The sequence below is a fragment of the Maribacter sp. X9 genome (genome assembly GCF_048537565.1).
Taxonomy (GTDB): domain Bacteria; phylum Bacteroidota; class Bacteroidia; order Flavobacteriales; family Flavobacteriaceae; genus Maribacter.
Map to the genome: position 1 here is coordinate 492,916 of NZ_CP183215.1, position 24,262 is coordinate 517,177.

Consider the following 24,262-nt stretch of genomic DNA (forward strand, 5'->3'; position numbering starts at 1 on the left):
ACTATTCCATCTTTTTCAACCAAGTCTTCATATCGACGGCCGCATGAATAATTCCATTCAATGCTGAGATAGCCACACGCTCCTGTTCCATAGAATCCCGATGTCTAATGGTCACCGTTTGATCTTCTAAGGTTTGATGGTCAACGGTAACACAAAATGGCGTGCCATTGGCGTCTTGCCTTCTATAGCGTCTACCTACAGCATCCTTTTCGTCATAGGTGACATTAAAATCCCATTTCAAATCATCAACGATACTTTGTGCGACTTCTGGCAGACCATCCTTTTTTACCAAGGGCAAAATCGCAGCTTTTACAGGCGCTAACACCGCAGGCAGCTTTAAAACAGTTCTTGTCGTGTTATTTTCCAATTCCTCTTCTCTTAAGGAATTTGAAAAAACGGCCAAAAACATTCTGTCCAACCCAATTGAAGTTTCCAACACATAGGGAACATAGTTTCTGTTCACCTCATGGTCAAAATACTGTAATTTCTTACCTGAAAATTTCTCATGGCTGCCCAAATCAAAATCGGTACGGGAATGGATACCTTCCAATTCTTTAAAGCCAAACGGAAAACGAAATTCGATATCGGCTGCGGCATCGGCATAGTGCGCCAATTTTTCATGATCGTGAAAGCGATAATTTTCTTCCCCCATACCTAGCGAAAGATGCCATTTCATACGCTTCTCTTTCCAAATCTCGTACCACTCCTTTTGTGTACCAGGTTGTATGAAGAATTGCATTTCCATTTGTTCAAATTCACGCATCCTAAAAATAAACTGTCTTGCGACAATTTCATTTCTGAATGCCTTACCGGTCTGCGCAATTCCAAAAGGAATTTTCATTCGACCCGATTTTTGAACGTTCAAAAAGTTGACGAAAATACCTTGAGCCGTTTCGGGTCTCAAAAAAAGATCCATTGCACTTTCTGCCGTTGCTCCCAATTTGGTGCCGAACATAAGGTTGAATTGCTTAACATCAGTCCAATTTTTGGACCCAGACATTGGGCAAGCGATATCCAATTCCTCAATTAATGCCTTAACATCGGCCAAGTCTTCGTTTTGCAAAGATTTACCCAATCGGTTCAATATCGTTTTACCTTGCTCTTGGTACTCAACAACACGTTGATTGGTCTCTAAGAACTTTTCTTTGTTAAAGGCATCACCAAAACGCTTTTGGGCCTTATTGACCTCTTTTTCAATTTTAGCGTCTATCTTGGCCACATAATCTTCTACCAAAACATCTGCCCTGTATCTTTTTTTAGAGTCCTTGTTGTCTATTAAAGGATCATTGAAGGCGTCTATATGTCCCGAAGCTTTCCATGTCGTAGGGTGCATAAAGATGGCTGCATCTAAACCTACAATATTATCATTGAGCTGCACCATGGCTTTCCACCAATAGTCACGAATGTTCTTTTTAAGTTCAACACCGTTTTGCCCGTAATCATATACGGCACTTAGCCCATCATATATTTCACTGGATTGAAATACGTAACCGTATTCCTTTGCGTGAGAAATTACACGCTTAAAATCATCTTCTGTATTTGCCATAAGGCAAAAATAGAATATTAGGCAAAAAAAGAGTAACTATTTCAATTGAAATTCTGAAGATGTAAGCAAACGCTCATCTTCAAAAACATTTAAGGTGTAGTTTCCCTCGATCAAAGACCCTTCTGGAACCGTAATGGATTCACACACATAGGTTTCAAGTCCTGTAAATACAAACTCAACACGCTTACTATATATGTTGCCATTTACGGTTATGGTGTTGGCATTATCCTCTACGATCTGTTTGTTCGGATCCAAAAACTGCAAATAAATAACCTTTTCGGCATTGGGCTCACTTTCGTCAGCTAAAATTGTAACACATCCTCTTAATTTCTCAATTGTGGACGCTTTATTTGTTTTTGTTGGTTTTGTGTTTCGAATTATCCTAAAACCACTTCCTTCGGCATTCGCCATTTTGAGATAGCTTTTGATTCTTAATTTTTGGTTCAATTCCAAAATCTTTCTTCTTTGCAAAGCCTCAGCTTCAGCCAAAGAATTACTATTTGCCCTTAACTCTTCGACTTGTTTACGTGACTCCTCATATTTATCGGTGATGAGCATGTTATTGTAACGTAAAAAATTATTCTTCAAGACCAAGCTATCGTTCTTAGCTTCAAGTCTTCGAAGTTCTGTTTTATATTCCCTTAACTTATCTACAGTAAAGTTTAACCTTCCGACCGAATCTAAAAGTTCCTGAACCTTAAATTTAGAATCTTGCAATTCAATTTCATTCATCTCGTTCATCGCAGACAAACGGTCCACATCGGCTTTCATGATGGTAAGGTCTTTTATCAAAATGGCCTTTTCCTGTTCCAAAAAGTTTATTTGGGTGCTAGCTTGGGCATAACTATAATAAAAGGCGATAAGTATTCCTAAAATTACAGCCACTAATGTGGCGAGGAGGATTTTATACTTGAATTTGTTATCTTGACTATCCATTAAAAAACGGGCCTTTGTAGGTTAATTAAATCTGTAAGATTTGTGCATAACAGAATTTCAAATATACTAAATGATGTCACCAACATTCTCTTGCCCATATCATGTTTTGGATGTAATGCTCGATTATATAGAGGAGAGGTAATTTTATGCACCGCTTGCCGTCATCAATTACCTCTCACCGAGTACACCTTTAACGAAGAAAATGCCGTTGACCGTATTTTTTATGGTCGAATTAATATTAAAAAGGCTAATTCGTTCTTGTTCTTTACCGATGTTGGGATTGTAAAAAACCTGATTCATTTCCTGAAATACAGGAATCAAGAAAAGATTGGAGAATTTTTAGGTGATTGGCATGGACAAATCTTAAAAGAGCATGGACATTTAAAAGATATCGATTACGTTATTCCAGTTCCATTACATCGCAAAAAATTAAAAAAGCGCGGTTACAACCAAGTTGACCTATTTGCCAAGCGAATTGCACATCATATAGATAGTAACTACGCCGATGATATCTTAGTAAAAACCGCTAACACTAAAACACAAACCAAGAAGAATAGATTGGGAAGATGGTATGACAATCGCTCATTGTATGAACTAAAAAACACAGCTATACTTAAAAACAAGAATATATTATTGGTCGACGATGTGATCACTACCGGTGCGACGATGGAGATTTGTGCCCGAACATTTCAAGAAATCGAAGGAATCAGTTTGTACATTACGAGTATGGCCTTTGTACCAAAAGCATAGTATTATATAAAATATGTTGTTTCTTTGTCATTGAGAATAGTCCTTATGATTAGAAAAATTCTTGGTTTCTTATTTGTAATTACCATCGTCTTGGTTTCCTATCAATGCGCACAACGTGGCACACCTACTGGTGGGCCAAAAGATGTGACCCCACCAAAATTGGAAAGGGCAGAACCTCCCAATATGACGACCAATTTTAGTGAACAAAAAATCAGACTTTATTTCAACGAACTGGTAAAATTAAAGGATATCCAAAAACAGTTAATTGTATCACCCCCATTGAAATATCCTCCCCTACTATCACCTATGGGTAATGCCAATAAATTTGTTGACATCACCATTAAGGACACACTCGAACCAAATACAACCTACACCTTCAATTTTGGACAAGGAATCGTCGACAACAACGAAGAAAATCCGATACCTTATTTCACCTATGTCTTTTCTACTGGAAATTATATAGATTCACTTGAATTATCTGGTGTGGTGAAAGATGCCTTTAACAAAAAAGCTGATGATTTTATAAGTGTCATGCTCTATAAAATAGATAGTACTTACACCGATTCGACCCTTTATAAAAAGCCGCCAAATTACATCACCAATACATTAGACAGTGCAGTTATATTTAAATTGAGGAACCTTAAAGAAGGTAAGTACGCCCTTTTTGCCATTAAAGATGCTTCTGGTAATTATTTATTTGACCAAAAGACCGATAAGATCGGATTTATTAAGGACACCGTAAATCTGCCTACTGATTCTATCTATCTTCTAAACTTATTTAAAGAAGTTCCAGATTATGGTGTCGCCGTACCTAGTATGGTAGCAAGTAATAAAATTAGCTTTGGCTATTATGGTGATGGTGCTACTTCGAAAATAGAACCACTTACCCCACTACCCGATACTGTAAAAACTACTGTAACAAAGGAACGGGAGAAAGATACTTTAAATTTTTGGTTTACTCCTTTTAAAATGGACTCTATCCTTTTTGCCATTACCAATGAGAAATTAAAAGTTTCTGACACCTTTAACGTTAAAACTCGCAAAGTTGAGTTCGATTCTTTAAAATTGTCAATAAACCAAAGTGGGAATGTAGAATTTGGAAAGCCTATCAATTTAATTGTAAATACACCTTTAAACGATTTCGACAGCACTAAAATAAAACTGACCGACATAGATTCTACCCTGGTGAATGCTACCATAACGTTAGATACTTTAGAAAACCTATTGAACTTTGATTTTGAAATAGAACCTGGCCAGAATTACAAACTTGAATTGATGCCAGGGGCAATAACGGATTTTTTCGAAAACACCAACGATACCTTGGTCTATAATCTGCGAACAAAAAGCCGTGCCGATTATGGAAATCTTACCCTTAATCTTAACGGCACCAATCTCGAATATCCACTAATCGTACAACTAACCAACGAAAAAGGCGATTTACAGCGAGAAATTTATGCTACCGAACCTCGACCCTTTGAGTTTAACAATTTAAATCCCGGCAAATATATGGCCAGGGTAATTTTTGATTCAAATGAAAACGGTAAATGGGATACTGGCAATTATCTAAAAAGAATACAACCTGAAAGAATCAGCTATTATCCTTCCCTTATTGAACTTCGCGCCAATTGGGAGAAAATAGAAACCTTTAACCTAATAGATTAAAATGGTCGCGGTCATCTAAGAATTGAAATTTTTTCTTAATCTCCGTAAGTTGTTTTTTGTCAATTTCTACTTCTAAAATTTCTTCTTCTTCCGAAAAGGAAAGCAAATTTCCAAGTGCATCATAAACAGCAGAATGACCTGGATACCGATGCCCTTCATTATCAGTACCAACACGGTTTACCCCAATACAATATGCCATATTTTCAATAGCACGAGCCTTTAAAAGTGTGTCCCAAGCATTAATTCTAGGAGTAGGCCAATTGGCCACAAAAAGTAGAACGTCATAGTCGACCGTATTTCTACTATAGACAGGAAATCTTAAATCATAACAGATAAGCGGGCAAAATTTAAACCCTTTATAATCAACAATTAATCTTTCTTTACCGGTTCGGTATTTTTTATGTTCTCCCGCTAATGTAAAGGTATGCCGCTTGTCGTATGACAAATATTCCCCATTTGGTTTTACGAAAAAAAGTCGGTTATAAAAAGCCCCGTCATCTTTATAAACAGTGCTACCAACAATAGCGCAACCGGTATTGGTGGCTTTTTGCTTTAACCAATCTATTGTTAGTGCGCTTTCTTGCTCTTTAATGTTTTCTGGGTTCATCGTAAAACCAGTAGTGAACATTTCGGGCAAAATAATAATATCCGTGTCCTTCGATACCTGTTCCATTTTTGAACCAAGCATCGACCTGTTACGGCTCGGATCTTCCCAATGTAACATAGTCTGAATCAAAGCTATCTTAAGACGATGACTATTTTGATTCATTAGTAATTATTCTAAAAGATCTATAAAAGCGCTCAACCCTTGTATTTTAGCATGATCCAATGCAGTGCTTCCTCTATTATCCTTTATGGTTTTATCAGCTCCTCGTGCAATCAGAAGTTTTGCAATTTCTAATCTATTAAATTGCGCTGCGTAAATAAGGCAGGTTGCGCCCATTGCATTTTTCTCATTTAAATGAGCCCCCTTTTCAATTAAAAGTTTTGCAATATCTGTATATCCTTTGAAACAAACACCCATCAGCGCAGTGTTGCCAGAAGCATCGACAGCATCGATTTTCGCTCCTTTATCCAATAATAAATTAGCTATCTCCATTTCATCATAATAAGTAGCGAGTATTAACGGCGTGGATCCACGAGAATCTTTACTATTTATCAGGACTGGATTTTTTTCCAACATTGCCTTAACTTCGTTGAAGTTACCCTCTCTAATTTCTTTGAAAAAAAACTCGTTCATAACTTAAGTTATTGTTATAATTAATGCCTTATTTGAACATATTTAATATAAAAAACACAACCTCATATTATATTTATCAACCTTTGACTATTTTTTCCTATTTTACTTCAAAAATGGTCCCTTTAAAATAAAACCCTCGATTAATTGGAAACAGTTTCTATAAACTTAGTTATAAAAAATGCTCCTACACCTATTGCAATAGTAGATACTAAGTTAAACTTTATTAGCTATTCTGACGAATGGTCGACCACTTTTACAATCGATCAAAAAAATTTAGTTGGCAAGGGTCTATTTGAAATCATTCCAAAAACCTGCGTTGTTTTTGCAAGGGCGATAGAATCTTGTCTCAAGGGAGTAGAGAACATCAACAAAGGAGAAAAATTCAACCTTTCTAATGATGAAACAAAGTGGTTGAAATGGAAAATTTCCCCTTGGAAAAATAGTGAAAGTGTTTTAACCGGATTAATAATTTTCTTAGAGGATATTACAGAAGAAAAAAGAGAGTTGGAGCTTCTTCATAAGGCAGAATCAGTAGCAAAAATCGGGAGTTGGGAAGTCGACCTTTCAAAAAATAAAGTATACTGGACCAAAACCACTAGAGATATACATGAAGTTGAAGATGATTTCGCTCCTGATTTAGAGGAGGGAATCAATTTTTTCAAAAAAGGCCCTCATCGTGAAAAAATAACTGAACTGGTCAGCTTGGCAATTGAAAAAGGTAAACCATGGGATACTGAAGCGATAATTGTTACTGCCAAAGGCAATGAAGTTTGGGTAAGGGCTCAAGGTGAGGTTGAAATTTTCAATAAAAAGGTTAGGCGTCTTTTTGGCACTCTTCAGGACATTGACAAAAGAAAAAAAGCAGATTTCGAATATAAAAGAATTTCAGAAAGGCTAAAACTAGCGAAACGCACCGCTAAAATTGGCATTTGGGAATATGATGTTGAGAACAACCAAGTTCTATGGGATTCTAATATGTACGCCTTATACGGTATTCATAAAAAAAACTTCTCTGGTGTTTATGATGCTTGGAAGAGCTGCATACACCCCGGAGATCAGAAAAAGCGCAATACTGAAATGCAAAAGGCCATCTCTGGAGAAAAGCATTTTGATACCGAATTTCGGGTGCTCTGGCCAAACGGACAGGTAAAACATATAAGGGCCATTGCAAAAACCATTAAAAATAGCAGCGGCAAAACAACGAAGCTAATAGGCGCCAACTGGGATATTACCGAGCTAAAGAGAACCCAAATCAAATTAGAACGAAATAAATCTTCTTTTGTCAAGACTTTTGATCATTCTATTGTTGGAATGGCTATGGTAGATCTGGATGGTAAATTTATAAAAGTCAATAAAAGTCTGTCCAAAAGTCTTGGGTATAGTTCGAAAGAATTGGAAAAGCTCACTTTTCAAGAACTGACCCATAAAAAAGATTTACCCAAAGACTTGGAATCCTTAAATAAAATTCTGCATCAGAAGCATGAAAGTTATCAATTGGAGAAAAGGTTCATACATAAAAATGGCAACTTTGTATACGTCATATTGACCTCTACCGTGGTAAAGGATTTAGATAGAAATCCAATCTATATAATAAAGCAAATTCTTGACATAACCGATAAAAAAGAAGCAGAAATTAAATTTCGCGAATCTGCTGAACGATTAAACGTGGCTACTCGGGTAGCTAAAATCGGTATTTGGGATTATCATCTAAAAGACAACAGAGTAGAGTGCAATGACAACATGTACTCTATTTATGACCTACCGAAAACTTCGATCACTGTTCTTGATGAATGGTTACAACGCATTCACCCCTTGGACATTGATGATGTAAAAAAAGCACTGGAACTTACAATACTGAACAAATCTCCTTTCAATATAAATTTTAGAGGTATTAAACCAAATGGCCGACAACTACATTTGGCCGCATTTGGTGAAGCACAGGTTAATAAGGAAGGTGAAGTAGAAAAAATTATTGGAGCGATTCTTGACATTACCGAATTACGTAGAACAGAGCTTAAGCTAGAGCGCAATATTGAAATATTTACCGAGACCTTTGACAATACTGCTATGGGCATGGCACTGGTAGGAACAGATTATAGGTGGTTAAAAGTAAACAAAAGTCTATCCCGTAGTTTAGGATATTCTGAAGAGGAATTATTGCAAATAAAAACTACGGACCTTACCCACCCAGATGATTTGGAAAAAAGTCATTCGCTACATCTAAGCACATTCGATGGTAAAAAAGAAACCTACCAAATAGAGCAAAGATATTTTCATAAAGACGGTCATTTAGTTCATGGTATTTTAGGGGTTACATCTGTCAAGGACCTGTACGGGAAACCCACCCACACCATTACCCAATTTTTAGATATTACAGAACGAATAGAAGCCGAAAAGAAGTTGAAAACGTTGGTAGCGGTCACAAAAAGTCAAAATGATAGTTTATTGAATTTTGCACATATCGTTTCACACAACTTACGTTCCCATTCTACGAATTTGACCATGCTGGCCAACTTTCTAGTAAAAGAAAAGGATGAAAAAGAACGAAAGAACATTAATACCATGATTACCAATGCGGTCCAAAGTCTTTCAGAAACCATTTCGCACCTTAATGATGTCGTACAGGTAAAGACAGGTGCCCTTCAAAATCTTAAAAGTGTTAGTGTATTGAACACTATTCTTAATATACAAAAAAGTATAGGCGGAGTGTTAGAGGAGCAAGGTGCCCAATTAAATATAGGAGTTTCTAAATTACATTTTGTAAATGCCGTTCCGGCCTATTTAGAGAGTATCTTCTTAAATATTCTCACAAATGCAATAAAATATCGCAAAGCCGAGCGCAGTCCCGTAATTGATATAAAATCAGTTTCAAAAGAGAAAACCATTCTTTTGCAATTCAGTGACAATGGTCAAGGAATAGATTTGAAGAGGCATGGTAATAAAATCTTTGGAATGTACAAGACTTTCCATAAGCATAAAGATGCAAAAGGAATAGGGTTGTTCATCACAAAGAATCAAATCGAGGCTATGGAAGGTTCCATAAAGATCGAAAGTACAGTAAATGAAGGAACCACAGTGTTCATTGAATTAAAAAAAGGATAAATTATTAATTATGAGTAAAGTAAGAACATGTTGTCTTATAGATGATGATCCCATATTCATCTATGGTACTAAGAGAATTATGAAGGAGGTTGATTTTAGTGAGAATATCTTGGTTTTTAATAATGGACAAGAAGCTCTGGAAGGCCTAACGCAAATTAGTGAGGCGAAAGAACTAATGCCAGAAGTTATTTTCTTGGATCTCAATATGCCAATTATGAACGGCTGGGAGTTTTTAGATGAATTTCTTATTGTACCCAATAACAATTTGAAAAAAACCATTATTTATATTATAAGCTCTTCCGTTGACCCAAGGGATTTAGAGCGTGTAAAAAATTATAAGCAAGTAAATAACTATATATTGAAGCCAATTACCACCGCTGATCTAGAAACTGTACTCGGTGCCATAGGAGTTTAAATTTCACGACCAAATTGATTTCAAAAAAATGAAATTCCTCAGAATTATTCGTTACGTAAATCAAATTAGTCTGTTTAAAAAGTATATATTTATCTATATTGTCTCCTACAATTTTTATGTTGTTTTAGAGTAAACCGAAATTTAGGTCGAGCTGAACGAATGTCTTACGCATGAGTATATTTTCTAGTTGCTGTATTATTGATGATGATGAATTCTTTGCTATAAGTGGCAAAAAAAAATTAAAGCAAGTCGATTTTTGTGATAACGTTCTATATTATACCGGTGGTCAAGAAGCCCTTGATGGCTTAATAGGTCTGCTTGTAGAGAACATAACATTACCAACCATTATTTTTCTTGATTTAAATATGCCAAAAAGAGACGGATGGTCTTTTTTAGAAGAATTTGAACAATTACCCGAGGATAAAATCAACCATATACAAATCTATATCACCAGCTCTTTCATAAGCCCAAAATTGATCGAAAAGGCGAAAAAATATAGACTTGTAAAAGATTATATTGTTAAGCCGCTGACGGAAAATGCACTTCTTAAAATAATTGCTTCGCAAGAAACTTCATAAATTTATCGGATTCCCGGGGAAAAATCCATAGGAGCATTTTGGGGTGAATTTACAGTCCCGGCCCCACCCGTATCATTAAATACTTGCCACTCATTTGGAGTGAATAAAGAATTACCTTTTACCACATCTATTTTTCGAACCGCCCTACCGTCTTCAAATTCATGATTAGTACCGCTACCATCCTCACCTATAACACCAAAAATATCGATTACAGTTCCAAAAGGATCCAATAATACTATATTATCGTCTCCATTGGAATCTGCCGGTGAATTTGTACCAACAACAATATCTGGCACACGATTATAAACTACCTCAAACTCAGTAGCATTTGGTGAAACAACCAAAAGTCCATGGCCCTGTATGCTATAATCCGATAGGTCAATACTAGAACTTACGGTAGTATTTGCATTTGTATACCGTACCAAGCTCCATCCTTTTAAAGACAATGTTTCATCTGCGGAATTATAGAGCTCTACAAACCTTGCCCCAGCATTATTGTCTGGATCCGCCAATTCTGATATTACTATGGCATCAGAAGTAAATTCATCAACTAAATCCTCACATCGTTCTAAATCAAACTCTAAATCATTCAAATCTCTAATGATTAACTGTAACTCATCACCCTCTACCGATAAGATTCCTGTTATAGCTCCACTTTCCTCCGGTATAGGATGGTCTTGAAAATCTGAATACCCACTATTCAAGAGAATCAATTCATTATCATCACAGTCCGTTAAATTCCTTTTCGTCTCCTCAGCTACCAATGCAAACGGTTTTCCAACTTCGTCCTGCATAAATTCTACATTATCGATTTTCACCAAAGTACCGACCATTGATTCATTCAATGCCGTTATTGAAACAGAAGTCGGTTCAATGCCGCTATTGGTATCACAGGATAGTAAAATATGATCATAAACCACACTATTGGGCAACCGGCCTACGCTGGTATTCCCGAAAGAAGTGAACACACCGCCAATCTTAAAAACCCCTTTTGATTTACCCAGATAAAGTCCCTTTAGTTTTATGAAAATATGTTGCCCAATATCAAAGAATAAATGGGAATCTCTAAGTTCAAATTCTATGTGTAAACCTTGGGTAGGTTTGCTGGGTTTATCCTGAAAATAAAGCACGTTAAAAAAATTTCCCTCCTTATCAGAAGATGCTACATATCCTTCAACGACCCAATCTTCTTGAATTTGAATGGTTTGATCCGCATATACTTCCTTTAATTCTGAGATACTTATATTAGTAAGGTTTTCATCGGTACAAACTAAACTTGGTTTTTTAAAATCCCTGTCCTTTACACAACCCAATAGAATGAGACCTATACTGGTTATCAAGAAGTTCAATCTGAAATTGGATTTTATGTTCATTTTTAAATGATTCATATTTAAAAACTATAGGCCAAATTGATAAAGTAGGTACGGCCGAAACCATACCAATATTTTGGGGCAAAAGACGGATTTCCACTAAAATTATCCTGTTTTAATTGACCATAGTTACCATTCCTGCTTTGCTCATATCCCCCGGTTCTGAACTTGGTGTCAAAGACATTATTAATACTCGCAAAGACACTGATATATTTCCCCTTTTTCAACCAAGATTTTCCACCTACGAGGTTTAATAGGTAAAAATTATCCAGCGGTTTTTGTTCCAACAATTTTAGAACATTTTCTTGGGTAGCGTCTGGAAACTTAACTCCGGTTTCAGGATCAATTAAAAAACTTTCAGTTCTAGTTATTGTAGAAATGTTCGCATAATTATTGGCTAAATAATTCGCAGTTGCACTAACCCACCAATATTTCGGATCTCTATATTCTATTCCTGCTGCAATCGCTTTTTGAGGTCCCTGTGCCAGTTTATAGCCTTTGATAGCGGCTTGCCCTAAAGACTTTGATCCGCTCACATCTATCAATTCCTCATCGGCCGCGGCCGTATCGAAATTTATCGTTACAAATGGATCGCTGGCATACAAGTATTTTGCAATGGAAGAAACCAAGGACACTTTCACGGCACTTGATAATTGATACTCCAAACCTACTTCAGTTCCTAAATGCAATTTATCTAAATCGGTCAAAACCTCCTGCACAAAATCTGAACCCACACCCGCATCCACAAAAAAGAAATTAATATCGGTAGTGTTTTGAAAACGTGTATAATATCCCGTAATTCTTCCGGTGAGGTTTGGCATCCGTATAAAATAATTGGCATCAATAGAAGTAATTTTCTCGCTCTGTAAATCGGGCACACTAACATTCGATTCCCTCGGATTGATAAACACATTTTGAAGCACAGGTGCCCTATTCATATACGCCGCGCTAGCCGAGACCCAATGTCGACCTGTTATATGAAACGTTGAACCCGTCTTCAAGGACCAATTTGAAAAGTTAATACGTTCACTTTCTCCGAGCGAATTATTTATAAATCGTTCATTTTGGAACAAGCCATTTCTTTGGTAATCATCAATGCTATATTTCCCAGAAACGAACCCATTTAAACCATTAAAATTCCAATTAAGTTGGGAATAGAAATCTAGGTTTTTGCCCATTAATTCGTAATTGTAATTAAAAATATCGCCCTCTTGTTTATTGACCTGCAAACCAATGGAATTAAGGGTTTCGGAAAATGGGTCAATATCCTCGTGGAAATCGGCCCCTAACAAATCATCTATTTGAGCGAAATTATGGGAAATCAAATTCCTAAATGTAATTCCTAGATCCCATCTGAGATGGCTATTTAAATCAATATTCGAATTTATCCTTGCGGTGAATTGATCATCCTTTGTTGAATCATCATAAAGAACGTAAGCTGCTTTACCATCTTGTGATAGACTTGTATTTGCCCTGTATACGTTATCCCAATTTAATTGCGGACTTTCGAGAAAACCTTCTTTTGCCCCAAGGGCACTTTCAAAATTAGCCCCTATAGGGCTATTGATATAAAAACTTGGCAAATACCTGTAATACGTGGGGTCTGGATTTGGCGCATTAAAATACCCCAACCTGCTTCTTTTATTGCTCCCTGTTTGGTATCCTAACCCCGCATTTATTCTTAACCCTTTAGATTCATGAACATAATTTAAAAGAAAGAGTGGTTCTTTTATATTCCTTTCCCTAGAATTCCTGATTTTTCCGTTTTGGTAACCCCAATACGGATTATAGCGATTTCCTTGTAATTCAAAAACCTCTTCGGTAATCGCAGAAGAGCGCCCCCTTCTATTAGACGCCAGTATCGCCGTAAAAGAAATAGTATTCTTTTGATTTAAGAGATATTCCATAGAACCATATACTGAATAAGCGTCGTATAATGTGCCCTCTATATAACCTTCTTTAGCCCATCTTCTTGACGCGGATAAAATATATGCGAATTTCTTGTTTTTTAGTCCAGAATTATAGGTGGTCATTATCCTACCGGTATAAGTTCTATTCGAGGCTGAAGAAGATATTCTGATTCCCGGCCTTAACCCCGACGGACGCAAATCTATATTGGTATTTCCTAAAACGCCACCAAAAGTAAATGCCGAAGCACTCAAACCATTAGCATATTCCTGATTTCTTATTACGTCGTTAAGCCCTCCCCAATTATTCCATTGAGGCCTTCCATCGAACATTTTGTTCATGGGCATTCCATTCAGCAATACTTCACCATATTGTGAATCATATCCCCTAACCCGAAAAAATGCCTGTCCGAAATCAAAAGCGGCCCTATTGAGGAAAACGTCCTTTGTAGATTGGAGTAATGCCAATGCATTGGAACTTACCTCATCATCTAATAGTTCGTCTTCTGAGAGATTTACCAGATTAATCGATTTTTCAAAAGTGATATCCCGTTCCAAATAGATAGAACCCAAATCAACCACCTTCCCTTCCAAAAAAATAGGAATACGCTTAACCGTAAAGTCAGGTGCAGAAACTTGCAGTATATAGTCCCCGATCAAAGAAACTTCAACACTAAACTCACCTGAAGCCGAGGTAATGCCAAGCGATGCTCCGCCTTCCAACGTCAAATCCGCATTGGCAATCCCATCTTCCGTAGCAATCTCCTTTACCAATCCTTTGATGACCGAAATGTCCTGTGAGCGTATTAGAATACTTTGGAAAAACAATAGTGCAAATAAAAAAATTCTTCTCATAGTTAAGCTTAACACCTTACTGCCAAAGCATTAAGATAACTATTATGAAATAATTCAGGTAAAAATTCCGTATACTAGTACATAATTACGTTATAACAACCTTCGTGAAGCCTATCCTATTCTATTTTCTACTATTGCTCCATACCGGACTATTTTCTCAAGAGAAACGCACCTATCAAATTAGGACCATTGCATTTTACAATCTTGAAAACCTATTTGATACCAAAAACGATACCTTGATCTTTGATGATGATAGGACACCGAATGGTAAGGATAACTGGACCGAAGAGCGCTATTGGCATAAAATAGCGAATATGTCGAAAGTGATTTCGGAAATTGGTGCGATATCCAATACTACCTCCCCCGATATTGTTGGAATCTGTGAAGTGGAAAATATGAAGGTAGTACAAGATTTGGTACAACATAAAAATTTAGTCAATTCGAATTATGGAATTATCCATTTCGATTCCCCTGATGAGCGTGGTATCGATGTTGGGTTGTTATACAAGAAAGATGCCTTTATTCCGGTCAATTTCAATAGCCATAGGTTATTACTTTTCAATGATGAAGGTGAGCGTAATTATACCCGTGACCAACTCATTGTTGAAGGCTTATTGGATAATGAAAAGATATATTTTCTAGTAAACCATTGGCCTTCGAGAAGTGGTGGAGAAGCGAGAAGCAGACCCTATAGGTTAGCGGCAGCAAAACTGAATAGACGAATTATTGATTCGGTCAAAAGACAAGATCCATCCGCCAAAATCATTGGTATGGGCGATTTTAACGACGACCCGATCAATGACAGTTTTAAAAAAATATTAAAAGTCAACGGGAACGTAAAAAAATTAGACTCACTTGGCCTTTATGGCCCCATGGAAAAAATCTTTAAAAAAGGAAAAGGATCGTTGGCGTATAGAGACAAATGGAATCTATTTGATCAACTTTATATGACGTCTAATCTTATTGACGAACAAAGGCAATCATATAGCTTTTGGAAAGCCGATATTTTTACTGCTGACTATTTGATCGACCCCAAAGGGAAATATAAAGGCTATCCGCTACGCACCTATGCCGGAGGTAGCTATATTGGGGGTTATAGCGACCATTTTCCTGTTTATCTTTATTTGATTAAAGAATCAATGCTTACCAAAAAATAGGTTTTTGATAAAACTATTCCAGCTCTTTAATTTCAATATTCTTCCACTTTACCTTAATACCGCCTCCATCATGGATTTGAAGTAAAATGGATCCTTCACCGGCACCAATAATATCATCTGTAAGACTAACCATTTCGGTTCCGTTCAGCCAAGACGTTACTTTATCGCCATCAACTTTAATCTTCATATGGTTCCAATCTCCAAACTTTAAGGCTTTGTCCTTTTCTAAATCGGGTTGTATTAACCAATTTCTCCCATAGGATTCATAAATACCCCCAGTAAAATAACCAGGAGGGGCAACCTCTACTTGCCAACCACTGACCGTAGTACCGTCTACAGTAGACCTAATGAAGACCCCGCTATTACCATCGGCCTCTTGCTTAAAATCCAAATCAAGAATAAAGTTTTTGTAGTGCTTATCGGTGGCTAAATATCCATAACCGGCATCTGAACCACTTTCACAAATTAAAAGTCCATCTTCTACATACCATTTCTCGGTGCCATAAACGGTCCAACCTTCTAAACCCTTACCATTGAACAATTCCTTTTTCTGAGCAAATAATCCTGTGCTAAGAAGCACGGTCAACACTACTATACTATACTTTTTCATGCGTTTGTTTATATCCTATACCTATTAATTAAACCATTGTGCCCAAGGAATCCTACTTAAAATAAGTAATAATCCAATTCCATAAAATATGGCGATACTTTTAAACTTTTTATCTCCTTCGACGAATTTCTTATGGCGTGACCAGCCTACCGTTATGGAAACTATGGCCAAAATATTAATAAAAGGATGTTCTACCGCGAGTAACCTTGCTGCCGATGTCAAACCTCCCATGCCAAACTCTTGTATGGCACTAAAACCACTTGGTGATACAAAATAAAGTACAAGCCCTACCAAAAGTTGAATATGGCATAAAATCAATGTGAAGAGACTTAGACGTAAGTCTTTGTTCATTGTAAATATTCTTTTGGAAATCAATCCTGAAATGGCATTGGCAACGGCCAAGAATAAAATGGCCAATGCTATATAAGCCAAATAGGAATGGAGCATTTGAATAGTTTCGTACATTCTTTTATGTTTTTAAGGTTGCTAAAAGTACTGAATTTTGAGCATAAAAAAACCCTGCCGGCTGGCAGGGTTTATAAAATAATACCCTCAATAGTTTAAAAATTCAATCTTGCGCTAAAATTCCAAGTAGTTCCGAAACCAAAAAATACTCGGTTAGAGGTACTTATACCATCATAGGTGTCATCACCTGGTTGTGCAAAGATATTGGTATCCGATTCAGCTATATAAGTAGTATCGAACACATTATTTACGTTCAATCTAAAACTTAACATTTTATCATCAAAAGGAACTCTGAATGTAGCACCTGCATCTGCAAGACCGAACGAAGGTAATTTCAGAGCACCTTCAGGACCAACATCGGTAGCATCAAAAGCTGCATATAAATTATCAGCAAAACGATATCCAAAATCTAGGCTTAAGTTATTTAAAATCGTATAGTCAGCACCAATGAATGCAGTAAGTTGAGCAGCGTCACCTACTTTAACACCATCTAAAGCCAAAGTTTCTTGTTGTTCAACGCCACCAATAACTATTGGTTGTTGATTATTGTCAAAATATGTAGCAGTTACATCATCACTATATTCGTAGTTACCAATTGAAATCATTCCGTTAAGACCAAACTTATCACTAGCCTGGAATCTCCCATCCATTTCTATACCTGTGTGCACTTGAGAAATACCTAAAAGATTAGCGTTTCCTCTAATTTCATCTGGTTGACCAGAATTAAATGTTGCACTTACCCTTTCAAACCTGTCTTTCCAACTTGTTCTGTAAAGGTTGATATTACCTCTAAACTTTGAGCTTCTATAACCATACCCTAATTCTAATCCTACAATTTTTTCATTGGTCAAATTAGGATTTAAATTGTTTCCGAAATCAATATAAACGGCATCAAATAAAGGCTGCTTAGAATAGTAACCCGCATTTACGAAAAAGTTATTATGCGCATCTACGTTCCAGTTAAGTCCACCTTTAATATTTCCTCCTAAGATATTCTCATAATCAGTTTTCTCAGCTGGAACTTCATTGAAAAACTCTTCTCTTGCAAAACCTTGATTCGATAATGCTCCTTGAACGAAACCGGTAATATCTTCAGTAAAATTATATTCCACTTGCCCAAAAATACCCAACCAATTTACCAAACCTGTATTGTAGTAATCAATTTTTTCTTCATCATCTATATTACCGAATACCCACCATGGTTGGTTTGCACTATAGGTTTCAAAGAATAATTGATCAGGATCGTTAAGGTTATCGGTTTCTAAATATGCGTCTGCGCCCAAACGATCATTCACCCTTCTATAGTGATAACCCTTATATTTTCTAAGATCTACACCAAAATCAATGGTCAAGTCATTAGAAATACGGTTATTAAAGTTTGCCAAAATACCATACCAGTTATGCGAATTTACAGAAGCTCTTCTTGAAATACCATTAGTATCAGAACGATCATTAACACCTTGGTTCACATATAAACCATTTACTTGCTGACGCTGAACGGTAGCACCGTCAAATTGTACGGGCTGACCGATGTTATAGGCAAAAATACGATCTACATCAACCAATCCATCAGCAGTTTTCCAACGACCATCGTATTGTCTTGCACCAGCAGCACGGCCAATTTCCCCTGTTCCCCCACCACGTCCAAATGAAGCATAGGTAGAAGTTTCTAATGTTGTTTTATCACTTAACTTCCAATTCCAGTTCAAACTAATTACTGGCTTATGATAAAAATTACGTCTAAAACTATACTCTTTACCATTTAGGTAACCAAAATCACTGTTATACTTTCTATTTGGCTCACCATCTCCATCGCCGTAAGTGATATAATCTGAAATAGTAGGAGCAAAATCTCTCTGATGGTGCCATTGTGGAGCTCCAGTAACCATAAATTCTAAACTATGATCACCTTTAGTATAGCCCAATCCCATAAAGAAATTATAACCTTCAAACTTAGTACCTTCAGCATACATGCTACCACCAGTTCTACTGATTAACATAGAAGCTGAAAAACCATTTTCTAAGAGACCTGAAGAATAAGAAGCCAATGTTTTTACGTAACCATCATTACCTACTGTTCCACCAATTGCACCACCTTCTGCGTTTAAAGAGGTTTTGGTAACTACATTTATGGTACCTCCAACCGAAGAAACTGCCAATTTAGAAGAACCTAAACCTCTTTGAACCTGTATTGCGGAAGTAACATCAGAAAGACCCGCCCAGTTACTCCAATACACCTGACCATTTTCCATATCATTTACGGGCACACCATTAATCATTACTGCAGAGTTATTGGTGTTAAAACCACGAATATTTACACGCGCATCACCAAAACCACCACCAGATTTAGTAGCATAAATAGAAGGAGTAGTATTTAATAATTCTGGAAATTCTTGGGACCCTAATTTCATTTGTATTTCTTCGGCTTTTATTGTCGAAACAGCAACGGGAGTTTTACGGTCCTTGGCAATATCCTGTACACCAGTCACTACAACACCTTCTAATTCTTCAGCATTAGGTTCTAAAACTATAGAACCAATATTACCGGTTGATGTAAATTGAATTTGCTTCGAATTAAATCCAATATAGGAAACCACTAAAGTTCCAGTCGAAGAACTCACCTCTATTGTGAAATTCCCATCAAAATCAGAGGAAGTACCATTAGTAGTTCCTTTTACCATTACTGTTGCTCCTGGCAAAGGAGTGCTGGTTTCCCCATCTAAAATGGTACCTGTAATCGTTCCTTGAGAAAAAGCAGTTACGGTCATTAAAAATGCCGCAATCGCAAAGTACATTTTTTTCATTTGTTCAAGTATTTGTTAGTTTTTAACTTGCTGCAAAAGTCTTTTATTTTTAGACCTCGAACGTTAAGGCAACGTTAAATCAGCATTGCAAAAATACCCGAAAAAATGATAAAATAGAGCTGTAAATGAATTAGTTATCTCATTTTGGCGAATCTTGTCAATACCTTAAATTATTTCTTAAAATGCTGAAGAAGTCGCAATGTTGAACTGTCGTGTTTCGATATTTCCGAACTTTGGATGTCATTAAGAATAGTTCCTGCGAGTTGTTTCCCCAACTCTACACCCCATTGATCATAACTGAATATATTCCATATAACACCCTGTACAAAGATTTTATGCTCATAAAGCGCAATTAACGAGCCCAAGCTTTTAGGTGTTAGTTTATCTATCAAAATTGTATTGGTCGGTTTGTTTCCTGTAAAAACTTTAAATGGGGCAAGTTCATCAATTTCTTTTTCCGATAGCTTTTTAGATTTTAATTCTTCGATAACTTCGGCCTTCGTTTTACCGTTCATTAATGCCTCGGTCTGGGCAAAATAATTCGCCATTAACTTATCGTGATGGTCTTTGTCTGCATGCAAAGAATGCTTGAACCCAATAAAATCAGTTGGAATCAATTTCGTGCCTTGGTGTATCAACTGGAAAAATGCATGTTGCGAATTAGTACCAGGTTCGCCCCAAATAATGGTTCCGGTTTCATAACCTACGGTATTACCCGAGCGATCTACACTTTTACCATTACTTTCCATAATTCCCTGCTGCAAATAAGCGGAAAATCTACTCAAATATTGAGCGTAAGGTATAATGGCTTCGGTCTCAGCTTCATAAAAATTATTGTACCAAACACTTAAAAGAGCCATAATAACCGGAATATTCTCGGAAAAATCGGTATCCCTAAAATGTATGTCGGTTTCATAGGCACCGTCCAATAACGCATCAAAATTATCATATCCGACCGCCAAAGCTATGGTCAAGCCTACCGCACTCCACAGGGAAAATCGTCCACCTACCCAATCCCACATAGGGAATACATTTGCCTCATCGATTCCGAACTCCGCAATTTTCTCGGTATTGGTAGATACCGCAGCAAAATGCTTTGCGATATCGTTTTGGGAGGCATGCTCTAAAAACCATTTTTTTATAGTTGTGGCATTACTTAACGTCTCTTGTGTGGTAAAGGTTTTTGAAACCACTACAAATAAAGTTGTTTCAGGATCCAATACTTTTAAAACTTCATGTACATGATCCCCGTCTACATTACTTACAAAATGAACGTTCAATTGGTTCTTATAGAATTTCAAAGCTTCTACAACCATCGCCGGACCTAGATCGGATCCACCTATACCTATATTTACCACATCGGTAAAAGGTTTGCCTGTAAATCCTTTTAAATCTCCTTTAATAACTGCGTTGGTGAATTTCTTAATATGCTCCTTTACCGCATAAACCTCTGGCATAACGTTAACCCCTTCTACCAGAACCGAATCATTCTTCTTTGCCCTTAGCGCCGTATGTAATACAGCCCTGCCTTCGGTTTCGTTAATACCATCCCCTTCAAAGTATTTTTTTATGGCATCACTGAGTTTTACTTCTTCTGCTAGTTGCAATAACAGCTTCTTGGTTTCTGGCGTAATTCTGTTCTTTGAATAATCAAAAAGAAAATCGTTCCATAGAAGTGTAAACTTCTCTGCCCTTTTAGCATCCGAAGCGAACATGCTTCTGAGATGCAGATCCTTGGTTTCGTTATAATGATCGGTAAGTTTATTCCAAATTTCGGTTTGGGTCGGGTTAATTTTGTTTAGTGCCATCGTCATGATTAAATGTTAGTAAATCCTCGTCTTCTTCCAATTTTATGGTCGGATATATTATACAGTCCAATTTTTCCTTAACTGTCGATATATAGGTAAAATAGTCTGGTTTTAATGAATCCTGTAAAGGTTCCGCTTTAGGTAATTCTTCCCTTAACGGATCCACCTGTTTACCATTCTTCCAAAAACGATAACACACATGTGGCCCTCCGGTGTTCCCAGTCATCCCGACCCAACCAATGACATCGCCTTGACGCACAAACTGGCCTTTTTTAACTTTTTGAGCTTTCATATGTAAGTATTGGGTTGAATACGTTCCATTATGCCTGATCTTTACATACTTACCATTACCTCCACGTCTAGTAGACTCTTCTACTGTACCATCTGCGGTAGCCATAATGGGTGTTCCTATCGGAGCTGCAAAATCGGTACCTTTATGTGGTCGCACTTTGTACCCGTAATACTTTATTCTCCTGTTTAAATTATAGCGAGATGATAATCTACCAAATTCAACTGGCATTTTCAAAAAAGTACTTCGTAAATTATTCGCATTCTCATCAAAATAATCCACAACGCTGTTCAGGGAATCACTCTCATAGGCAAATGCATAGATAGGCTTGCCATTATGCTCGAAATAGGCTGCTTCAATGGGTTCTGCACCAGCGTAGATGGTATCATTGATATATTTTTCCCTATAGATTACCTTAAATTTATCTTGTTTTTGCAGCCTTGAAAAATCTATGGTCCATGCATATACATTCGCTAAATTATGGGTTACATTATAATCGATACCCTGATCAACGATAGCATCGGACAAGCTTGTCTCAATAATTCCCGACACTTCTCTTTGAATATATTTAACGTGCTTTCTTTTTTTATAAACATTAACACTATCCCTAAAATCAACGACCGTATAGTTGATAGCATCGTTTTCATAAATGAATATTTGCGCCTGTTCCAAAGTGTCCTTCGATTTCAAAATGACATATGGCTTACCTACCCGAATTTTACGGACATCAAAAGTATCCTTGAAATTTTCAGAAATCGTCGAAATTTTTGGATAGTCAACTTTATTTTTCAGCATCAGCTCTCCAAAACTATCTCCATATTTTATAGTGTCTAGCTGCACACTAAATTCGTCAAGATTAAATCCAAACTGCTCATTTACCCTCGGTTGTTCAGGAATATTAATTTCCTGTGCCGTCTCATTTTGCTGTACTGCGCCCTCTTTACAAGATACCAATGCGGTCAATGCCAATATGATGCCCCAATATTTTTGCATTACTATTTTTCTGTTTTTTTATCTGGATTAAACAAATGGTCCACCCATTGCTTGCCCCAATTATTCAATTCTTGTTCTGTATATAAATTTGGAAAGAATACTATTTTTTGAAAACTAGGCGGAAGATATTCTTTCCAATTTGTTCCACCAGTAGCTTCAATATCACCGGACTCTTTTCGCAAATAACGGTGGGCCGAACCCATGTGCATTAGTTGCCAGTTTATATTAGCGTTCACATCCAATGTTTTCAAGGCTTCGATCAATGAACCATTTTCCTTATGAGCTTTTGGCAAACTTACATATTTATGGTAAATAGTGGAACCTTTAACTTGTTTTGCGATCCTAATCAGTCTAGGCGTATACCTATACTCGAATTGTTTTAGCGTTAGTGTCTTTTCGCCTGTGCTAAGGTCCGTGGCTCCTTTTTTCCAGTAGATATGCTCGTACAGTTCCTCTACAGAATGATTCGATGAAAACCGAGATCTATCAGAAACATGCACCAAGTTTTCTAAGGGGGTGGCATAAATTTCAATCATTCTAAATTGCGCAGATTGAAATCCACTGGCTGGAAGTAACGCCATACGATATTGTAAAAACTGCTCGCGCTCCATTCCCTTAATCATGATACCGAAAGACGAAATCAATGCGGTATAATAGCTATTGATCCTTCTAAGCTTTTCTATGAAAAAATTAAGATTGTCAGATTTATCATCTACCAATTGTTTTTGTTCATGTAAAATCAACTTGAAATACAGTTCTGTGATTTGATGGTACATGATGAAAATTTCTTCATCTGGGAAATGTGTTCTTGGGACCTGAAGGCTTAAAAGGGTATCTAAGTGAATATAATCCCAATAGGTAAGGTAACGTTGATATAATAGTCCGTCTAAATAAGAGCTGAGATCTTGACCTGAATCCTTGTATTTTTCCTCTAGTTTAGAGATTTGGGATTTAATCTGCTCCTTATCTTCCATTTATAGTTAATCCATTATAATTTTAAACTGATGCTTTAGACCATTATAACCATCTAAATCGGCCTTTATTGATCCTACTGCTAAATCGGCCTTAATTCGTACGGGGATTTTATTATCGTCGTTCGACACCCACAGTGATAAACTTTCCTGCTCCTTGAACACGCGGCCCGATTGTACATAGGGTCTAAATTTCAAGCATTCTACCTTGCCATATTTAGTATTTAAAATTTCCTTTCCTAAATACTTTAGTTTAAAGTTGAAAACCCCATCATCATCGTAAAGCATTTTCAAGGTAACGGCCTTTCCTTCCTCAAAATCTTCAGCTTCATAATTGTTCCGAAGAAAATAAAAAGCAGAAATCAAATCCTGAATACTGTCTTGCAATGTAAAATTAAGCTTTTTCTTGTTTTTCTTATCATTAAGTTCAGCATTCGCCTCATGATAATTAAAGTTTATTTCTACATCTTTTGTATAGCCCCCTTCATTTATTTTCCGCACAAAACGATAGGGTTTACCATCTTTCTTATCAAAGTAACTTTCATACGTATCGTCAACTTTAAAAAACCAACTGGCAACGCCCGTAGTTTCACCGTGACCCACTACGTGATACACTTGCTTATCTTCAATCGTTGCAGAATTTACTTGTAAAGTAGCATAACTAGCATTTAAAAAACCATAGTGCATCCTAAATTTCAACCACTCACCCGGTTCGAACGCAGAATGTGTATTTTGACCGTTAAGACCTATATACATAAGTAAGAAAGAGAGTAAAAGGACTTTTTTCATAGGGATAACTTTAGG

At 36.7% G+C, this 24,262-nt stretch carries 19 protein-coding genes; 6 read left to right on the top strand and 13 right to left on the bottom strand.

Annotated features, from left to right (window positions below; translation table 11 throughout):
• Window position 1: 1 nt before the first annotated feature.
• Entirely contained in the window at window positions 2–1,546 is a 1,545-nt protein-coding gene (locus tag ACNR9Q_RS02055; RefSeq protein ID WP_419212925.1) for a glycine--tRNA ligase, read from the bottom strand.
• A 36-nt stretch (window positions 1,547–1,582) separates the two neighbouring features.
• Window positions 1,583–2,482 carry a hypothetical protein gene (locus ACNR9Q_RS02060; protein ID WP_419212926.1) on the bottom strand — a complete coding sequence of 300 codons (900 nt, stop codon included), beginning with the start codon at window positions 2,480–2,482 and terminating at the stop codon, window positions 1,583–1,585.
• Window positions 2,483–2,524: 42 nt separating this feature from the next.
• Here ACNR9Q_RS02060 and ACNR9Q_RS02065 point away from each other — a divergent pair, with 42 nt between their 5' ends.
• Both ACNR9Q_RS02065 and ACNR9Q_RS02070 read left to right on the top strand, forming a co-directional pair.
• A complete protein-coding gene (locus ACNR9Q_RS02065) occupies window positions 2,525–3,232 on the top strand; it encodes a ComF family protein (protein WP_419212927.1) in 708 nt (235 codons plus the stop codon).
• Between the two features lie 45 nt (window positions 3,233–3,277).
• Complete coding sequence (locus ACNR9Q_RS02070; RefSeq protein ID WP_419212928.1) at window positions 3,278–4,894, top strand: Ig-like domain-containing protein; 1,617 nt, start codon at window positions 3,278–3,280, stop codon at window positions 4,892–4,894.
• On the opposite strand, the gene ACNR9Q_RS02075 is transcribed toward ACNR9Q_RS02070, so the two are convergent.
• Window positions 4,878–5,663: an amidohydrolase gene (locus tag ACNR9Q_RS02075; protein ID WP_419212929.1), complete on the bottom strand. Its 786-nt coding sequence runs from the start codon at window positions 5,661–5,663 to the stop codon at window positions 4,878–4,880. The two genes, ACNR9Q_RS02070 and ACNR9Q_RS02075, sit on opposite strands and share 17 nt — an antisense overlap.
• Window positions 5,664–5,669: 6 nt before the next feature.
• On the bottom strand, window positions 5,670–6,134 hold the full coding sequence (locus ACNR9Q_RS02080) for an ankyrin repeat domain-containing protein (protein ID WP_419212930.1): 465 nt from the start codon (window positions 6,132–6,134) through the stop codon (window positions 5,670–5,672).
• A gap of 144 nt (window positions 6,135–6,278) precedes the next feature.
• Here ACNR9Q_RS02080 and ACNR9Q_RS02085 point away from each other — a divergent pair, with 144 nt between their 5' ends.
• The 3 genes from ACNR9Q_RS02085 (at window position 6,279) to ACNR9Q_RS02095 (ending at window position 10,229) form a co-directional block, all read left to right on the top strand.
• Window positions 6,279–9,236, top strand: coding sequence for a PAS domain S-box protein (locus ACNR9Q_RS02085; protein WP_419212931.1), 2,958 nt, complete (start codon window positions 6,279–6,281; stop codon window positions 9,234–9,236).
• A 10-nt stretch (window positions 9,237–9,246) separates the two neighbouring features.
• The gene (locus ACNR9Q_RS02090) at window positions 9,247–9,651 is read left to right on the top strand and encodes a response regulator (RefSeq protein ID WP_419212932.1); all 405 of its coding nucleotides are present in this window, start codon (window positions 9,247–9,249) and stop codon (window positions 9,649–9,651) included.
• A 170-nt stretch (window positions 9,652–9,821) separates the two neighbouring features.
• Window positions 9,822–10,229 (top strand): response regulator, encoded by a 408-nt coding sequence (locus ACNR9Q_RS02095; protein WP_419212933.1) that lies wholly within the window; start codon window positions 9,822–9,824, stop codon window positions 10,227–10,229.
• 2 nt (window positions 10,230–10,231) lie between these two features.
• Here the strand turns inward: ACNR9Q_RS02095 and ACNR9Q_RS02100 are convergent, their stop codons facing one another.
• The gene (locus tag ACNR9Q_RS02100; protein ID WP_419212934.1) at window positions 10,232–11,617 is read right to left on the bottom strand and encodes a DUF5689 domain-containing protein; all 1,386 of its coding nucleotides are present in this window, start codon (window positions 11,615–11,617) and stop codon (window positions 10,232–10,234) included.
• 2 nt (window positions 11,618–11,619) lie between these two features.
• Window positions 11,620–14,361 carry a TonB-dependent receptor gene (locus ACNR9Q_RS02105; RefSeq protein WP_419212936.1) on the bottom strand — a complete coding sequence of 914 codons (2,742 nt, stop codon included), beginning with the start codon at window positions 14,359–14,361 and terminating at the stop codon, window positions 11,620–11,622.
• Window positions 14,362–14,465: 104 nt separating this feature from the next.
• Between ACNR9Q_RS02105 and ACNR9Q_RS02110 the strand changes: the two genes are divergently transcribed.
• Window positions 14,466–15,518, top strand: a complete 1,053-nt coding sequence (locus ACNR9Q_RS02110) for an endonuclease/exonuclease/phosphatase family protein (RefSeq protein WP_419212937.1) — start codon at window positions 14,466–14,468, stop codon at window positions 15,516–15,518.
• A gap of 13 nt (window positions 15,519–15,531) precedes the next feature.
• On the opposite strand, the gene ACNR9Q_RS02115 is transcribed toward ACNR9Q_RS02110, so the two are convergent.
• The 7 genes from ACNR9Q_RS02115 to ACNR9Q_RS02145 form a co-directional block, all read right to left on the bottom strand.
• Window positions 15,532–16,128 (bottom strand): 3-keto-disaccharide hydrolase, encoded by a 597-nt coding sequence (locus ACNR9Q_RS02115; protein WP_419212938.1) that lies wholly within the window; start codon window positions 16,126–16,128, stop codon window positions 15,532–15,534.
• A gap of 24 nt (window positions 16,129–16,152) precedes the next feature.
• Entirely contained in the window at window positions 16,153–16,593 is a 441-nt protein-coding gene (locus ACNR9Q_RS02120; RefSeq protein WP_419212940.1) for a hypothetical protein, read from the bottom strand.
• 95 nt (window positions 16,594–16,688) lie between these two features.
• Window positions 16,689–19,397 (bottom strand): TonB-dependent receptor, encoded by a 2,709-nt coding sequence (locus ACNR9Q_RS02125; protein WP_419212941.1) that lies wholly within the window; start codon window positions 19,395–19,397, stop codon window positions 16,689–16,691.
• A 170-nt stretch (window positions 19,398–19,567) separates the two neighbouring features.
• Window positions 19,568–21,205: a glucose-6-phosphate isomerase gene (pgi, locus tag ACNR9Q_RS02130; protein ID WP_419212942.1), complete on the bottom strand. Its 1,638-nt coding sequence runs from the start codon at window positions 21,203–21,205 to the stop codon at window positions 19,568–19,570.
• Window positions 21,186–22,487 carry a peptidoglycan DD-metalloendopeptidase family protein gene (locus tag ACNR9Q_RS02135; protein WP_419212943.1) on the bottom strand — a complete coding sequence of 434 codons (1,302 nt, stop codon included), beginning with the start codon at window positions 22,485–22,487 and terminating at the stop codon, window positions 21,186–21,188. The genes pgi and ACNR9Q_RS02135 overlap by 20 nt, the downstream gene beginning before the upstream one ends.
• Window positions 22,488–22,489: 2 nt before the next feature.
• Window positions 22,490–23,461 carry a tryptophan 2,3-dioxygenase family protein gene (locus ACNR9Q_RS02140; protein WP_419212944.1) on the bottom strand — a complete coding sequence of 324 codons (972 nt, stop codon included), beginning with the start codon at window positions 23,459–23,461 and terminating at the stop codon, window positions 22,490–22,492.
• A 6-nt stretch (window positions 23,462–23,467) separates the two neighbouring features.
• Window positions 23,468–24,247 (bottom strand): DUF3108 domain-containing protein, encoded by a 780-nt coding sequence (locus ACNR9Q_RS02145; protein ID WP_419212945.1) that lies wholly within the window; start codon window positions 24,245–24,247, stop codon window positions 23,468–23,470.
• Window positions 24,248–24,262: the final 15 nt, after the last annotated feature.

Excerpts from the sequence above, each read along its gene's own strand:
- ACNR9Q_RS02055 (WP_419212925.1), bottom strand. The coding sequence starts at position 1,546 with ATGGCAAATACAGAAGATGATTTTAAGCGTGTAATTTCTCACGCAAAG.
- ACNR9Q_RS02060 (WP_419212926.1), bottom strand. The coding sequence starts at position 2,482 with ATGGATAGTCAAGATAACAAATTCAAGTATAAAATCCTCCTCGCCACA.
- ACNR9Q_RS02070 (WP_419212928.1), top strand. The coding sequence starts at position 3,278 with ATGATTAGAAAAATTCTTGGTTTCTTATTTGTAATTACCATCGTCTTG.
- ACNR9Q_RS02075 (WP_419212929.1), bottom strand. The coding sequence starts at position 5,663 with ATGAATCAAAATAGTCATCGTCTTAAGATAGCTTTGATTCAGACTATG.
- ACNR9Q_RS02080 (WP_419212930.1), bottom strand. The coding sequence starts at position 6,134 with ATGAACGAGTTTTTTTTCAAAGAAATTAGAGAGGGTAACTTCAACGAA.
- ACNR9Q_RS02090 (WP_419212932.1), top strand. The coding sequence starts at position 9,247 with ATGAGTAAAGTAAGAACATGTTGTCTTATAGATGATGATCCCATATTC.
- ACNR9Q_RS02095 (WP_419212933.1), top strand. The coding sequence starts at position 9,822 with ATGAGTATATTTTCTAGTTGCTGTATTATTGATGATGATGAATTCTTT.
- ACNR9Q_RS02100 (WP_419212934.1), bottom strand. The coding sequence starts at position 11,617 with ATGAATCATTTAAAAATGAACATAAAATCCAATTTCAGATTGAACTTC.
- ACNR9Q_RS02105 (WP_419212936.1), bottom strand. The coding sequence starts at position 14,361 with ATGAGAAGAATTTTTTTATTTGCACTATTGTTTTTCCAAAGTATTCTA.
- ACNR9Q_RS02115 (WP_419212938.1), bottom strand. The coding sequence starts at position 16,128 with ATGAAAAAGTATAGTATAGTAGTGTTGACCGTGCTTCTTAGCACAGGA.
- ACNR9Q_RS02120 (WP_419212940.1), bottom strand. The coding sequence starts at position 16,593 with ATGTACGAAACTATTCAAATGCTCCATTCCTATTTGGCTTATATAGCA.
- ACNR9Q_RS02125 (WP_419212941.1), bottom strand. The coding sequence starts at position 19,397 with ATGAAAAAAATGTACTTTGCGATTGCGGCATTTTTAATGACCGTAACT.
- pgi (WP_419212942.1), bottom strand. The coding sequence starts at position 21,205 with ATGGCACTAAACAAAATTAACCCGACCCAAACCGAAATTTGGAATAAA.
- ACNR9Q_RS02135 (WP_419212943.1), bottom strand. The coding sequence starts at position 22,487 with ATGCAAAAATATTGGGGCATCATATTGGCATTGACCGCATTGGTATCT.
- ACNR9Q_RS02140 (WP_419212944.1), bottom strand. The coding sequence starts at position 23,461 with ATGGAAGATAAGGAGCAGATTAAATCCCAAATCTCTAAACTAGAGGAA.
- ACNR9Q_RS02145 (WP_419212945.1), bottom strand. The coding sequence starts at position 24,247 with ATGAAAAAAGTCCTTTTACTCTCTTTCTTACTTATGTATATAGGTCTT.